Raw genomic sequence first — 13442 nt, 5'->3', positions numbered from 1 at the left:
TACGAGGGTGGGTGGTCAGGGCGTCCAGGGGCCGATGCGGTCCAGGCGGCGGCGCTGCTGGGCGGCGGCGGGGAGGTCGAGGCCCTCGGCGCGTGCGGTGAGGCGGTCGGCGACGGCGGCGCGGTGCTCGACGGGCTTCTGGTCGTCGTACTTGAACTTGGCGCGTACGTCGGTCACTTCCAGGCGCAGGCCGCGGATGCCGGGCAGCAGCCGGCCGTACGGGGGTTGGTCGACGGCGATGGGGGCGTGGTCGCCGTCGGGCTGGAAGTGGGCCATCTGGCGGCGCAGCAGCTCGGCCTTGGCCTCGGGCTCGTCGACGATCGTGGCGCGGCAGGTGAACTGGACGGCGGTGTAGTAGCTGGTGGGGACGCCGTCGGCGGGCGGGGTGTCCGGCTTGGCGCGCCAGGGGCCGGGGATGAAGGCGTAGTCGCCGAAGGCGGTGAAGAGGACGTTCGGGTCGTGCTCGATCGCCTGCCAGGCGGGGTTGGGGCGGGCGAGGTGGATCAGGAGGTGGCCGGGCTCGCCGGTGAAGTGCGTGGGGACGGCGGCCGGCGGCCGGCCGGGCAGACCGTTGACGCTGAGGATGCCGAAGTCATGGCCGTCGGCGATCCAGGTCTGCCATTCGGCTTCGTCCAGGCTGGCGTCCCAGGGCTGGATGAACATGCGGGGCTCCTTGCGGTGGTGCGGTGGTGCGGGGTGGGGCGGTGGTGCGGCAGGCGGTGTTGCTGCGGTCAGCTCAGGGCGAGGAGGCTGACGGCGACGGCGGCGGTGCCGAGGCCGACGAGCTGGCCGCGGTGGATGCGCTCGGCGAGGACGCCGCGGGCGAGCAGGACGGTGCCGGCCGGGTAGAGGGCGGTGATGACGGCGACGACGGCGAGGCCCCGCTGCGGGCGGCGAGGAGGAACAGCAGGTTCGCCACCGAGTCCAGCACGCCGGCGGCGGCCGACATCGCGTACGCGGGCCGCTCCGTCCCGAGCCTGCGGAACATCAGCGCGGCCGCGGCCAGGGTGACGGCCGAGGAGACCGCGCGGCCGATGATCAGCGGGGCGACGCCGCTGTCGGACGGCGCCTGGTGCAGGAAGACCAGCTGGAGGGCGATGGCGGCGCCCGCGCCGAAGGCCAGCAGCAGCGCCGTACGGGACGGGCGGGCCGACCCGGCGCCGTGCCCGGCGCTGACCAGCACCACGGCGGCCAGCGCGAGCGGCAGGCCCAGAAGGCCGGCGAGGCCGAGGTGCTCGCCCTGGAGCAGGCCCATGCCGACGGGGAGGATGGCGGAGACGAGCGCGGTGACGGGCGAGAGGACGTTCATCGGGCCGATCGCCAGCGTCCGGTAGAGCAGGGCGAAGGCAGCGGCCGAGGCGACACCGGACGCGGCGCCCCAGGCCACTGCGCCGGCGCTGAACGAGGCGCCGAGCACGGGCCACAGCACCGGTTCGACCGCGAGGGAGGCGGGCGCGGCGATCATCACGGTGCGCAGGACGTGGGCCTTGCGGGCGCCGAGACCGCCGAGGAAGTCGGCGCAGCCGTAGGCCAGGGAGCTGCCCAGGGCCAGGAGCAGAGCGATCACGGTACGTACATCCCTTACCATTTGCAGTGGAACGACCAGACCGTACATTGAAACGACCGCCCGCTGTCAACCAAACGACCGGACGGTGCATTGAAGTGATCCACTGGCGAGGATGGTGACCGGATGACCGAGACAGAGGCGGCCCTCCGCACGCTGGCCCACAACGTCCGCACGGCTCGCACCCGCGCGGGCCTCTCCCTGGACGAGCTCGGCCGGCGCGCGAAGGTCAGCAAGGGGGCTCTGGTCGGCTTGGAGAAAGCCCAGGGGAATCCGAACTTCGCCACCCTGGTCCGGCTCGCCGACACCCTCGGCGTCTCGGTGTCCGCGCTGCTGGAGGGGCCGGCCGAAGGCCGCGTCCGCGTGGTGTCCGCCGACGCCGTGCGGCCCCTGTGGGTGGGCGAACAGGGCAGCGAGGCCCGGCTCATGCTGACGACGTCGGGCGCCGCCCCGGTCGAGGTCTGGCGCTGGCGGCTCCACCCGGGCGAGGAGTACCCGAGCCACCCCCACCAGGCGGGGGTCGTCGAAACGGTCAGCGTGACGTCAGGGCGGATGACCCTGATCGTCGACGGCGTCGAGCATCCGGTCGAGGCCGGACAGACCGCCGCCTTCGACGGCGACGCCCCCCACACCTACCGCGGCGCGGGCGACGGCCCCTGCCACCTGATCATGACCGTCCACCTGCCGCCCGGCCCGGCCTCTCCGAGCTGACCCACGGGCCGCGCGGCAAGGCCTTGAGGAGGTGGGCAGGCACCCCCTCAGGACGCGTCGATGTAGGCGAGGTGGGCGCCGCAGACGGTGCAGCGGAAAAGCATGGCGGTCGCATCCCCGCCAAGGCTGGTCAGGAACCGCTCGCGTCGCGTTTCATCGCGCCAACCCTCCATGCGCAGGTCCGCCCGGAGCTGGTCGAGGGCTTCCGGATGCGCCGCCAGCTCGGTGTACCCGACTTCGCCGACGAAGGCGGCGGCATCCCCGCAGTGGACGAGCCAGCGGGGGTCCTGCCAGGCGCTGAAGCCGGGGGTGCGGCGGGTGACCTCGTGCACCACGTCCTCGCCGACGCCGTCCAGCCCGTAGGAGTCGGTGAACTCGCCCGCGAAGCGTTCGGCGGCGCTGCCGTCGGCGATGCACCACGGGCAGAAGCGTCCGCCGACCTCCTTGGCGGTGTAGAAGGTCGCCGTGTAGATCCAGCCCGTGGCGCGCTCGCAGCAGACGCACCTCTGCGCGCTCGCGCGGATGGACCCGCTGGTGACGGGGTCGGGGTGGTAGCGGAAGGAAGGCAGGCCGACGTTCATGCCCCTTGCTCCCACGGAGCGCGTTGCCTCCGCAAGAGGAAGAAACGGGTTCTCCGTCACTCCCCCGTCGACCCCGGCGGCCCCCCGAAGAGCTCCACGGCGTTGCGTACACCCGTGAGGGCGGCGCCGAGGGCGCTGACCGAGCCGACGGCGCCCGCGATCAGCAGCAGGGAGCGGCGCAGGCGGGGGACTTCGGGGGCGCCGTCGCGGGCCATCGCGGCGAGCGCGGCCAGTTCCTCCTCGGCGATCCCGCGGTCCAGGAACTCGGCGGGATGCGCGGCCAGTTCCCGTCGCAGGCGGGCGACGGCGGAGCGCAGCTCCGTGACCCTCGGGTCCTCCGCGCCCTCGCCGCTGCCGCCGCCGGTCGCACCCTTCTGCCCCATGCTTCGCAACACTGCTCTCTTCCCCCTCACACGCACACCCCTGTGCGGTCTCGCAAACCCGCCGCGGTGGTGGTCGGATACCGGACGGTTGCGGACAGATTAACGGTCCGCGCACCGGCGCGCGCCACACGGGGGGAGGTCCCTCAGCTCGCCTGTTCGACGTCCAGCGCGCCTCGCCAGACCGTCAGGTCCAGGGTGATGTAGTCACTGGGGTCGGACTCGGGCGGAAAGCCCTGGACCGTGATGAGGGCCACGTCCCCGGCGCCCGACTGGAGGCAGAGGCGGGAGCCCTTGGTCAGCATGTCCTGGGAGATGTAGGTGGCGAACCGCGTCTCGGTCGTGCACGTCGCCAGCGACGGGTCCTGGCCGTTGCGCAGGAGGACGAGGCGGCCGCCGTCGTTCGAGGAGAGGCCGAGGCTGTACTTCAGGTCGTAACCGGTGCTGTTGTCCTTGGGCTTCACGGGGTCGTCGGCGAGGGACACCTCGTAGCCGCTGGGCAGGTCGATCGCCTTGTACGTGACCGGCTCGGGCGCCTTGGGCGGGGTGGCGGGGCCGGAGGGCTTGGCGGGGTCGGCCGCCTTGGGGGTCTCGTTGCCGGCGGCGGTGCCGTCGCCCGTCCCGCTGTCGCCGCCTTGGGCCGGCGTCTCCCGCGCCTGCGTGCGCTTCGTGGCGTCGTTGTCCTGGAGCAGGAAGAAGGCGGTGACACCGCCCGCGACGGCGAACGCGAGCACCGCGGCCACGACGGCGAAGAGGACCGTACGCGAGGACGACTTGCGCGCGGCTGCGGGTGCGGGCGCAGGCACCGGCGGGGGCGTGGGCGCGTGCGCCGCCATCGGTGCCGCCATGGGCGCGGGCGTGGGCGCGTGCAGGTGCTGCTGCTGCGGGGGCACGGGCGGGCCGAAGCCCTGCGGAGGCGCGGAGGGAGTCGCCGGGGCCGTCGGCGGGTGCGGCACGTGCGGCGCGGCGACCGGAGCAGCCGGAGCGGCGGGAGCGGTCGGCGGCACGACGGTCGGCGGCGTCGCCGGGGGCGGCGGAGTCGTGGCCGCCGCCGGGGCCGGGGCGGCGGTACGGGTGGTGATGTCCGCGGCGACCGCGCCGGGCAGCCACTCGTCGGGGCGGCGCAGCGCGGTCTGGTCGCTGGCCCCCTGGCACAGGGCGAGCAGGTCGGTGACGGACGGCCGGGCGGCCGGGTCCTTGTCCAGGCAGCGGGTCACCAACTCCCGCAGCCGGTCGGGCAGTCCGGTGAGGTCGGGCTCCTCGTGGACGATCCGGTACAGCACGCCGTGCGAGGTGCCCTCGCCGAAGGCGGGGCTGCCGGTCGCCGCGTACGCCGCCACCTGGCCGAGCGCGAAGATGTCGGTGGCCGCGGTGACCTCGCGGCCCGCCGCCTGTTCCGGCGCCATGAAGGACGGGGTGCCGATGGTGACGCCGCTGCCGGTGAGCGAGGTGGCGTCGGCGGCGCGTGCGATGCCGAAGTCGATGACGCGCGGCCCGTCCGCGGCGAGCAGGACGTTGGCGGGCTTGAGGTCGCGGTGGACGATGCCCGCGCCGTGGATGACCTGGAGGGCCTCGGCTATCCCGGCGACCAGCAGCAGGACGGTGTCGACGGGCAGCGGCCCGTGGTTCCGTACGGCGTCGGCGAGGGAGGGCCCGGGCACGTACGCCGTGGCGAGCCAGGGGCGGCGCGCGTCGGTGTCGGCGTCGATGACGGGCGCGGTGTACAGCCCCTGCACGCGCTGCGCCGCGCGCACCTCCTGCGCGAAGCGGCGCCGGAACTCGGCGTCCTCGGCGAAGTCGGGCCGGATCACCTTGATGGCGACCGGCCGGCCGCCGGGGGTGTACGACAGGTACACGGCCCCCATGCCGCCGGCGCCGAGCCGGGCCGACAGCCGGTAGCCGGCCACGGACCGCGGATCGCCCTCCTCGAGCGGCTGGAAGACCGTTCCGCCGCTTCCCCCACGCGGAGCACCACTCATCAACCCATGTCTCCTGACCAGGACTTGGCACCGCACACACGCCAATGCCGAAAGCCGCACCCTATCCAAGCCGGGCCGGGGCCGCGCCATGAGGTATGCACTCCCCATGGAAGAGACCAGAGAAGAGACGAGAGGCCAAGAGCCGGTCGTCGTCGGGCTGCTGCTCGCCGCGGGCGGCGGCCGCAGGCTCGGCGGGCGCCCCAAGGCGCTGCTGGAGCACCGGGGCCGCCCCCTGGTGGAGCACGCGGTGCGCGTGCTGCGCGAGGGCGGCTGCGCGGTGGTGCACGTGGTGCTGGGGGCGGCCGCCGGCGCCGTACGGGAGCGGGCGTCGCTGCCCGGGTGCGTCCTGGTGGACAACCCGGAGTGGGAGCGGGGCATGGGCTCGTCGCTGCGTGCGGGGCTGGAGTCGCTGGCCGGTTCGGGCGCGGACGCGGCCGTGGTGTCGCTGGTGGACCAGCCGGGGATCGGGGCGGAGGCGGTGGCCCGGGTGGTGGGCGCGTACCGGTCGCGGGACGCGCTGGCGGCGGCCGCGTACGACGGGAAGCGCGGTCATCCGGTGCTGTTCGGGGCGGACCGATGGGCGGAGGTGGGGGCGAGTGCGGAGGGCGACCGGGGGGCACGCGCCTATCTGAGGGAGCACGAGGCGGTGATCACTCTCGTGGAGTGCGGGGACGTCGCGGAGCCCTACGACATCGACACGGCGGCGGATCTCGCGCGGTTGGAGTGAACGCCATGTGTATGAGGTGGCACCCAGAGCCACGTTGTGTCGACCCAGAGAATCTCGACATCAACAGACCATTGAACTTCCACTATGAGGAAACTAGTATCCACTGTTCAGAAGCACCCGACCGTCAGAAGGCGCCCGTGACCGTATCTCGGCTCCCGCGGCACTCAGTGCCGCGCGCGTACGCCCGGCGGCCGCGGCATGGCGCCGCGCCAAAGCCCCCGCTGAAGGAAGTGACAGCTCATGTCCGCACCAGCGCCGTCTCCGCTGGCCATCGTCGAAGCCGAGCCCCTGCCCCGGCAGGACGAGGTCCTGACCGATGCGGCCCTGGCCTTCGTGGCCGAGCTGCACCGGCGGTTCACGCCCCGGCGTGACGAGCTCCTCGCCCGCCGCGCGGAGCGCCGCGCCGAGATCGCCCGCACCAGCACGCTCGACTTCCTCCCGGAGACCGCACAGCTCCGTGAGGACGACAGCTGGAAGGTCGCGCCGGCCCCGGCCGCGCTGAACGACCGCCGCGTGGAGATCACCGGCCCGACCGACCGCAAGATGACCATCAACGCCCTCAACTCGGGCGCGAAGGTCTGGCTCGCCGACTTCGAGGACGCCTCCGCTCCCACCTGGGAGAACGTCGTCCTCGGCCAGCTCAACCTGATCGACGCCTACGAGCGGCGCATCGACTTCACCGATCCGCGCACCGGCAAGTCGTACGCCCTCAAGCCCGCCGACCAGCTCGCGACGGTCGTCATGCGCCCGCGCGGCTGGCACCTGGAGGAGCGCCACCTACGCTTCGACGGGCGGCCGGTCCCCGGCGCGCTGGTCGACTTCGGCCTGTACTTCTTCCACAACGCCCAGCGCCTGATCGACCTGGGCAAGGGTCCGTACTTCTACCTCCCGAAGACGGAGTCGCACCTGGAGGCCCGCCTCTGGAACGACATCTTCGTCTTCGCGCAGGACTACGTCGGCATCCCGCAGGGCACCGTCCGCGCGACCGTCCTGATCGAGACGATCACGGCGGCGTACGAGATGGAGGAGATCCTCTACGAACTCCGCGACCACGCCGCGGGCCTCAACGCGGGCCGCTGGGACTACCTGTTCTCCATCGTCAAGAACTTCCGTGACGGCGGGGCCAAGTTCGTCCTGCCGGACCGCAACGCGGTGACGATGACGGCGCCGTTCATGCGCGCGTACACCGAGCTGCTGGTGCGCACCTGCCACAAGCGGGGCGCGCACGCGATCGGCGGCATGGCGGCGTTCATCCCGTCCCGCAAGGACCCCGAGGTCAACAAGGTCGCCTTCGAGAAGGTCAAGGCGGACAAGGACCGCGAGGCGAACGACGGCTTCGACGGCTCCTGGGTCGCCCACCCCGACCTGGTCCCGATCGCGATGGCCTCCTTCGACGCGGTGCTCGGCGACAAGCCCAACCAGAAGGACCGCCTCCGCGAGGACGTCTCCGTGGCGCCCGGCGACCTCATCGCCATCGACTCGCTCGACGCGAAGCCGACGTACGAGGGTCTGCGCAACGCCGTCCAGGTCGGCATCCGCTACATCGAGGCGTGGCTGCGCGGCCTCGGCGCGGTGGCCATCTTCAACCTGATGGAGGACGCGGCGACGGCCGAGATCTCGCGCTCGCAGATCTGGCAGTGGATCAACGCCGGTGTCGTCTTCGAGAACGGCGAGGAGGCCACCGCCGAGCTGGCCCGCAAGGTCGCCGCCGAGGAACTCGCCGCCATCCGCGAGGAGATCGGCGAGGAGGCCTTCGCGGCCGGCCGGTGGCAGGAGGCGCACGACCTGCTCCTGAAGGTCTCGCTGGACGCGGACTACGCGGACTTCCTCACGCTGCCCGCGTACGAGCAGCTGGTCGGCTGAGGCCGCCACCCGATCACTCCGCCCCCCGGCGTCGCACGGCGCCGGGGGGCGGAGTCATGTCCGGAGTCGTGTCCGGGGCCACCTATAGGGGGTGTCTTGTCGATCAGGCCGGATCAGCGAGCGGCGTCTGGTGCGTGTGATCGCAAGGCGGAGGAGGGAGCCACTGCGGAGCATTGGCGACCGACGACAACGCGGCTGGGGGCACCCCCAGGCGAAGCTCTGGGGGAGCGCGTGCCAGACGCCGCGAGCCCGGCAAGATCGGCAAGACACCCCCTAGGGCGCCGGGACGACCGAGGCGGCTCGCTCGCTCCGCCGGGCTCCGGCGACCAGCAGCCCGACCGCGACCCAGGCGAGCACCCAGGGCGCCGGCTCGACCATCACGGCGCCGAGCAGGGACCAGACGCCGAGCGTCCAGGCGACGAACGGCGGCGGCACGATGCCCCGGCGGTCCAGCCACAGCACCAGCAGGCCGACCACGATGAGCGGGATACCGAAGCTGCCCGTGGTCAGCCAGAAGGCCCCCATGGCCGGACCCATCTCGACGATGCCCTCCTTGAGGGGCCACAGCTCGGCGGTGAACCACGCGTCCGCGTACCGCGGGAGGGTCAGCACCAGAGCGCCCAGCGTGTGCCCGAGCCCCAGGAACACGAAGATGCGGCCAGCCCACTTGATCATTCGAACCCCCACGTCATCACTGCCCGCCCATTACGGAACCAGCAGTTTCGATACTAGCGGTTCCGTATAGTAGGCCCATGATCACCCCCAAACAAGGAGTCGGGCGCCCCCGGGACAGTCAGGTGGATCACGCGATCGTCCGCGCCACCCGGGAGCTGCTCGGGGAACGCGGGTACGCCGGGCTCACCGTCGGCGCGGTGGCGGAGAGGGCCGGGGTCGGCAAGGCCGCGATCTACCGGCGGTACGCCACCAAGCAGGAGATGATCTTCTCCGCCGTGGTGCACGACATGCAGGAGCAGGCGCCGCCGGACACCGGCTCCCTGCGGGAGGACCTGGCGGCACTCTGCGGGATCATCGCCGCGCAGCTCGGCTCCGCGCCGATGGACGTGCTCGCCGGGCTGCTCGCCGACATCTACGGCGACTCCTCGCTCGCGGCCCGGTTCTCCGAGACGTTCCTCGCCCGCGAGCGGCTCCTGGTGACGGAGGTGCTCCAGCGGGCCGTGGCGCGCGGCGAGCTGGCCGAGCTGCCCGATCCGGTCACCGTGCAGGCGCTGCTGGTGGGGCCGGTCTTCGTCTGGCTGCTGATGCTGATGGCGGACCGCGACAAGGTGCCGGAGTTCGCCCGTACCGTCTCGGAGTCGGTCGCCAACGCCCTGCTGTCGGGGGTCGTCTGACGATCGGGCCCGTCAGGCGACGGTCACCGTGCGCTGGGCGGAGAAGTCGCCCCAGGTGCCGTCCGGCAGCTTGGCGCGGAGCTTGACGCTGTAGCGGGTGCCGGGCGGATCGGTGACGGTGAAGGTGTACGTCGCCGTCCCGGGCGGCGGCTCGGCGCCCCAGACGATCGTGGTGGCGAACCTGCCGTCGAGGTACAACTGGTGCTCCTTGACCGGAGCGCCGCCGTCGGTACGGGGCGGGGTCCAGGTGAGCCGGATCTCGCCGCCCTTGAGGGCGGTGGCCGCGAGGTCGGTGGGGGCGGTGACGGGGCCGGCGCCGGGCGCGGGGGCGGTGGTGAGGTCGACGGCGTCGCTGTCGGGTGAGGAGTTCTCGGCGGCGTCGCGGGCGCGGACGGTGAAGGTGTAGACCGTTCCGGGACGCAGGCCGGTGAGGCGTGCCGTGGTCGCGGTGCCGGCGACGCTGTGGATGCGGGAGTCCTCCTGGTAGACGTCATACGCCGTGACCGCCCGGTCGTCCGAGGCGGGCCGCCAGGTCAGCGTCGCCGCCCGGCTGCCGTCGGCGGTGCCGCGCAGGCCCGAGGGGCGGGAGGGCGCGGTGCGGTCGTCGGGCGTGGGCGCGGGGGTGGTGACCGGGACGGGGGCGCTGGGCTCGGAGACGTTCCCGGCGGCGTCGCGGGCACGGACGGTGAAGGTGTACGCGGTCGAGGGTGCGAGGCGGTCGACGTCCACCATGGTCCTGGTGCCCGGGAGGGTCGCGACCTTGCGGCCCCGCTCGTGGACGTCGTAGCCGGTGACCGCGGTGTCGTCGGCGGCCGGCTGCCACATCACATGGACGGAGGTGGCACTTCCGGCCTGCGCCGTCACCCCGGTGGGCGCCGAGGGGCGCCCGGTGTCCTTGTCCTGGGGCGTCGCGGAGGTGCACGCGCTCAGCAGGAGGGCGGCCACGCAGACCGGGGCGGCGGCGAGGAGGGAGGAGCGTCGCACGGTCGGGCCTCCAGGTCCGGAGTATTGGTCCAGACCTATATGGCACAGGGTGCGTCGGGGCGGCAAGACCCCGGAGCCCCTCGGAATCTCAGGCGCGGGTCGAGGCGACGGCGGCCGAGGAGGTCGACGAGGCCGCGGGTGACGCCATCGGCGCCGTGAAGATCGTCGACGCGGAGTTCTCGCGCAGCGCCGCGTAGGCCCGCTCGACGGCGTCCGCCCGTACGGGCCGGGCCTCGGCGACCGCGGTCAGATCGCCGGCGCACTGGAGCTCCCAGCGGGGGAAGCGCCGGCGCACGCGCGCGACGCGGGCGCTGGGCGCGAAGTACAGCATGGTGGTGTTCTCGTGGGGGTTGTGCGCGGACCCCTCGTAGACCATCGAGCCCGCGCCCTCCAGCCGGTCCGCCAGGGCGGCGAGCGCCGCGGGCTGGGGCCGGTCCAGGAAGAGTCCCACGTGGTTCTCGAAGCCGTGGGCGCGCTCCTCCTCGGCGACCTCCGGGCGGTATCCCGGGCTGGACCGCGGAAAGAGGAATATCTCTACCTGCGGCCCTGGACTGGCCGTCGCGTTGAGGCGCGTGACGAGTATTCGCGCGTCTTCCGGCAGCCCGTGGCGCTCGACGAGCCGGCGCTTCACCAGAACGCTCGGAATTACCGCCGAAGCCCGCCAGCCATTTTCCTCGAAGTACTCGACGGCTGATTCTTCGGAGGCGGGGAACAACAGGGTCGCACAGTGCGACACAATGCACTGGCTCTTGATTTCCTGTTTCAGCGCGCCGGGCATCCAGGGCGGGAGAAGAGTCTCCAGGGAGCTCCGGGACGCATGATGCGCGTAGTCAACAGCATGCTGGAGGCGCTGGATGTCGCACGCGTCGAATGCCACGTGATTCATGTCGCAGCCTTTCTGTTGCCGACGCTCAATTAAAAGCACGTCACACGTTAGGCGGCACTCGGTTCTAGCCCGATCGGGTGAAGGGCCCCTGGGCGGCGGGCGTGTACGCCGGGTTGGTCCGCTCTGCGTTTGTGCCTTTTCGGATCCACCCGCATTTTTGATGGGGGACGTCCTGGGAGGGCTGTTGAAAATGACGCCATACAGCGGAAAGAATTCTCCCCGGATTCTGATCGCGGGTGCCGGAATCGGCGGGCTGACGACCGCACTCAGCCTCCACGCCGCAGGTCTGGACAACGTGGTGGTCGTGGAGTCGTGCCCGCGCCTGCGGGCCGTCGGCGCGGGCATCAACCTTCAGCCCGCCGCCGTCCGGGAGCTCACCGAACTCGGTCTGGGCGACGACCTCGCCGCACGGGCGGTGGCCACGGCCCGGCTGGAGTACCACCACCGCTACGGCGGCCTGGTCTGGTCCGAGCCGCGCGGCCGGGCGGCCGGCTACCACTGGCCGCAGTACTCGGTGCACCGCGCCCACCTCCAGGAGGTGCTGCTGCGGGAGGTGCGGCGGCGGCTGGGGCCGCACGCCGTGCTCACCGGCAGACGCCTGACCGGCTACGAGCAGGACCCGGCCGGCGGAACGCGGCGGCGCGTGCGGGTGTACGCGGCCGACGACCCGGCCCCGTACACCTGCGACCTGCTCATCGGCGCGGACGGCATCAACTCGGCCGTACGGGCGGTGATGTACCCGCGCGAGGGGCCGCCGATCTGGAACGGCATCTGCATGTGGCGCGGCCTGAGCCACGCGCCGCCGTTCCTGGACGGGCGGACGATGGTCATCGTGGGCTGCAACTCCCGCGTGAAGGCCGTCGTCTACCCGGTCTCGCCGCCGGACGCGGCGGGCCGGTCCACGCTGAACTGGGTCGTGGAGACCCGCCCCGGCGGCGGCCCCGCCACGGTCCCGCCCGCCGACTGGGACGCGGCCGTGCCCCCCGGCGTCGTCCTGCCGCACCTGGCCGGCTGGCGCGTCCCCTTCCTCGACCTCCACGGCACGATCGCGGCGGCGCCGCGCGTGCTGCGGTACCCGATGATCGACCGCGACCCGCTGCCGACCTGGGTCGACGGCCGGGTCGTCCTGCTGGGCGACGCCGCCCACCCGCTGTACCCGACCGGCTCCAACGGCGCGTCCCAGGCCATCGTCGACGCGCGCGTCCTGGCGTACCAGCTCGCCCACCACGACATGGACGAGGCGCTGGACCGGTACGACCGCACGCGCCGCCCGGAGACCGCCCGGCTGCTGGCCGCGCACCGGCGCCTGGAGCCGGACCCGCTGCTCCATCAGGTGGAGATGCTTGCCCCGGACGGCTTCTCCGACATTCGCGAGGTCCTGCCGGATCACAAGCTGGCGGACATCAGGTCCTGCACGCGCAAGGTCACCGGGGTGGACGCGGCGGGGCTCAACGCACGCTCCTCCTGGAGCGTCCCGGCACGAACGGCTTCCGCATGCGCTTCGTCCCCCCTCTCCGCTCACTCCCCTCGCTCGGGACGGGGCTGACGTCGGCCGCCCTGCTGCTCGCGCTGCTCCCGGCGGCGGCGCTGACGGTCCCGGCGCGCCAGCCCGTAGCCGGGGCCGCGGTGGTGGAGGGGACCGGCACCCGGTACGGCCCGGCGGCGCGGCTCGGCGACGGCCGGATCCGGGTCTTCACCGACTACGCGGGCGGGCGGCCGCGCTCCGTGGGCGTCGTCCTCACCGCCTCCGCCCTCGCCGGCCTGCCCACGGCGCCGACCGACGGCGAGCACTGCGTGGACGCGGACGGCGACGGGCGCGTCCACCCGTCGCACGAGTGCGTCGGCGGCCACGGCCTGGAGCTGGCGCTGCCGTCCGGCGGCCGGCCGGACCTGCCGTTCCGGTGGGTCCTGTTCAACTGGAACCCCGAGGGCCACCAGCCCCACGGCCGCTACGACGTCCCCCACTTCGACGTGCACTTCTACCTCGTACCGCGAGAGGTCCGCGACCGCATCCGCCTCGGCCGCTGCGCCCTGCTCATCGACTGCGCCCAGCTCCCCACGGCCGCCGCGCCCGTGCCCGCCGACCACCTCCCGCCCGGTTATCCACCCTCCAGCCCGGAGACGGCGGAGGGCGCCATGGGCGAACACCTGGACAGCCGCCCGCCCGACTCCGGTGCCCTGTCCGGACACACCTTCATCTACGGCGCCTACGCGGGCGAGATCATCTTCATGGAGCCGATGCTCACGAAGGCCTTCCTCGAGGGCCTGCGCACAGCGCCCGGTCACCACGCCTGCGCCCCGGTTCCCCAGCCCCGCTCCTGGCAGGTCCCGGGCCGGTACCCGACGCGCTACTGCATGGCGTACCGGCCCGGCCACGGCGACTACACCGTCACGCTGACCGGTTTCACGCCCTGACGG

At 72.9% G+C, this 13442-nt stretch carries 13 protein-coding genes and 1 pseudogene; 6 read left to right on the top strand and 8 right to left on the bottom strand.

Annotation, left to right across the window (positions count from 1 at the left end; genetic code table 11):
• Nucleotides 1–15 precede the first annotated feature (15 nt).
• Both ACIRNI_RS28905 and ACIRNI_RS28900 read right to left on the bottom strand, forming a co-directional pair.
• Nucleotides 16–663 carry an FMN-binding negative transcriptional regulator gene (locus ACIRNI_RS28905; RefSeq protein ID WP_403555843.1) on the bottom strand — a complete coding sequence of 216 codons (648 nt, stop codon included), beginning with the start codon at nt 661–663 and terminating at the stop codon, nt 16–18.
• 68 nt (nt 664–731) lie between these two features.
• Nucleotides 732–1567, bottom strand: a pseudogene (locus tag ACIRNI_RS28900) (EamA family transporter).
• Nucleotides 1568–1690: 123 nt separating this feature from the next.
• On the opposite strand from ACIRNI_RS28900, the gene ACIRNI_RS28895 reads away from it, so the two are divergent.
• Nucleotides 1691–2275 carry an XRE family transcriptional regulator gene (locus tag ACIRNI_RS28895; protein ID WP_355352949.1) on the top strand — a complete coding sequence of 195 codons (585 nt, stop codon included), beginning with the start codon at nt 1691–1693 and terminating at the stop codon, nt 2273–2275.
• A 47-nt stretch (nt 2276–2322) separates the two neighbouring features.
• Here the strand turns inward: ACIRNI_RS28895 and ACIRNI_RS28890 are convergent, their stop codons facing one another.
• From ACIRNI_RS28890 to ACIRNI_RS28880, 3 genes are all read right to left on the bottom strand, one after another.
• Complete coding sequence (locus ACIRNI_RS28890) at nt 2323–2856, bottom strand: CbrC family protein (protein WP_403555841.1); 534 nt, start codon at nt 2854–2856, stop codon at nt 2323–2325.
• Nucleotides 2857–2912: 56 nt separating this feature from the next.
• Entirely contained in the window at nt 2913–3239 is a 327-nt protein-coding gene (locus ACIRNI_RS28885; protein ID WP_403555839.1) for a DUF5955 family protein, read from the bottom strand.
• Between the two features lie 143 nt (nt 3240–3382).
• Nucleotides 3383–5215 (bottom strand): serine/threonine-protein kinase, encoded by a 1833-nt coding sequence (locus ACIRNI_RS28880; RefSeq protein WP_403555837.1) that lies wholly within the window; start codon nt 5213–5215, stop codon nt 3383–3385.
• A 106-nt stretch (nt 5216–5321) separates the two neighbouring features.
• Between ACIRNI_RS28880 and ACIRNI_RS28875 the strand changes: the two genes are divergently transcribed.
• Together ACIRNI_RS28875 and aceB are read left to right on the top strand one after the other, a co-directional pair.
• The gene (locus tag ACIRNI_RS28875; RefSeq protein ID WP_403555835.1) at nt 5322–5942 is read left to right on the top strand and encodes an NTP transferase domain-containing protein; all 621 of its coding nucleotides are present in this window, start codon (nt 5322–5324) and stop codon (nt 5940–5942) included.
• A gap of 240 nt (nt 5943–6182) precedes the next feature.
• Complete coding sequence (gene aceB, locus ACIRNI_RS28870) at nt 6183–7805, top strand: malate synthase A (protein ID WP_356644144.1); 1623 nt, start codon at nt 6183–6185, stop codon at nt 7803–7805.
• A gap of 273 nt (nt 7806–8078) precedes the next feature.
• Here the strand turns inward: aceB and ACIRNI_RS28865 are convergent, their stop codons facing one another.
• Complete coding sequence (locus ACIRNI_RS28865) at nt 8079–8480, bottom strand: hypothetical protein (protein WP_403555834.1); 402 nt, start codon at nt 8478–8480, stop codon at nt 8079–8081.
• A 77-nt stretch (nt 8481–8557) separates the two neighbouring features.
• On the opposite strand from ACIRNI_RS28865, the gene ACIRNI_RS28860 reads away from it, so the two are divergent.
• A complete protein-coding gene (locus tag ACIRNI_RS28860; protein ID WP_403555833.1) occupies nt 8558–9154 on the top strand; it encodes a TetR/AcrR family transcriptional regulator in 597 nt (198 codons plus the stop codon).
• A gap of 12 nt (nt 9155–9166) precedes the next feature.
• Here ACIRNI_RS28860 and ACIRNI_RS28855 read toward each other — a convergent pair whose 3' ends face one another.
• Together ACIRNI_RS28855 and ACIRNI_RS28850 are read right to left on the bottom strand one after the other, a co-directional pair.
• On the bottom strand, nt 9167–10138 hold the full coding sequence (locus ACIRNI_RS28855) for a fibronectin type III domain-containing protein (RefSeq protein ID WP_403555832.1): 972 nt from the start codon (nt 10136–10138) through the stop codon (nt 9167–9169).
• A gap of 88 nt (nt 10139–10226) precedes the next feature.
• Nucleotides 10227–10769, bottom strand: coding sequence for a hypothetical protein (locus ACIRNI_RS28850; protein ID WP_403555830.1), 543 nt, complete (start codon nt 10767–10769; stop codon nt 10227–10229).
• 445 nt (nt 10770–11214) lie between these two features.
• Between ACIRNI_RS28850 and ACIRNI_RS28845 the strand changes: the two genes are divergently transcribed.
• Nucleotides 11215–12570, top strand: a complete 1356-nt coding sequence (locus ACIRNI_RS28845; RefSeq protein ID WP_403555828.1) for a flavin-dependent oxidoreductase — start codon at nt 11215–11217, stop codon at nt 12568–12570.
• Nucleotides 12519–13439, top strand: coding sequence for a hypothetical protein (locus tag ACIRNI_RS28840; RefSeq protein ID WP_403555826.1), 921 nt, complete (start codon nt 12519–12521; stop codon nt 13437–13439). Before ACIRNI_RS28845 ends, ACIRNI_RS28840 begins: the two co-directional genes overlap by 52 nt.
• Nucleotides 13440–13442 lie beyond the last annotated feature (3 nt).

The sequence above is a fragment of the Streptomyces sp. NPDC093546 genome (assembly GCF_044765045.1).
Classification (GTDB): domain Bacteria; phylum Actinomycetota; class Actinomycetes; order Streptomycetales; family Streptomycetaceae; genus Streptomyces.
Note: the sequence above shows the minus strand (reverse complement) of the source record. Positions and strands in the feature narration are given on the sequence as shown.

Bases quoted from the DNA above. Each gene is read 5' to 3' on its own strand.
- ACIRNI_RS28905 (WP_403555843.1), bottom strand. From the start codon at position 663: ATGTTCATCCAGCCCTGGGACGCCAGCCTGGACGAAGCCGAATGGCAG.
- ACIRNI_RS28895 (WP_355352949.1), top strand. From the start codon at position 1,691: ATGACCGAGACAGAGGCGGCCCTCCGCACGCTGGCCCACAACGTCCGC.
- ACIRNI_RS28890 (WP_403555841.1), bottom strand. From the start codon at position 2,856: ATGAACGTCGGCCTGCCTTCCTTCCGCTACCACCCCGACCCCGTCACC.
- ACIRNI_RS28885 (WP_403555839.1), bottom strand. From the start codon at position 3,239: ATGGGGCAGAAGGGTGCGACCGGCGGCGGCAGCGGCGAGGGCGCGGAG.
- ACIRNI_RS28880 (WP_403555837.1), bottom strand. From the start codon at position 5,215: ATGAGTGGTGCTCCGCGTGGGGGAAGCGGCGGAACGGTCTTCCAGCCG.
- ACIRNI_RS28875 (WP_403555835.1), top strand. From the start codon at position 5,322: ATGGAAGAGACCAGAGAAGAGACGAGAGGCCAAGAGCCGGTCGTCGTC.
- aceB (WP_356644144.1), top strand. From the start codon at position 6,183: ATGTCCGCACCAGCGCCGTCTCCGCTGGCCATCGTCGAAGCCGAGCCC.
- ACIRNI_RS28865 (WP_403555834.1), bottom strand. From the start codon at position 8,480: ATGATCAAGTGGGCTGGCCGCATCTTCGTGTTCCTGGGGCTCGGGCAC.
- ACIRNI_RS28860 (WP_403555833.1), top strand. From the start codon at position 8,558: ATGATCACCCCCAAACAAGGAGTCGGGCGCCCCCGGGACAGTCAGGTG.
- ACIRNI_RS28845 (WP_403555828.1), top strand. From the start codon at position 11,215: ATGACGCCATACAGCGGAAAGAATTCTCCCCGGATTCTGATCGCGGGT.
- ACIRNI_RS28840 (WP_403555826.1), top strand. From the start codon at position 12,519: ATGCGCTTCGTCCCCCCTCTCCGCTCACTCCCCTCGCTCGGGACGGGG.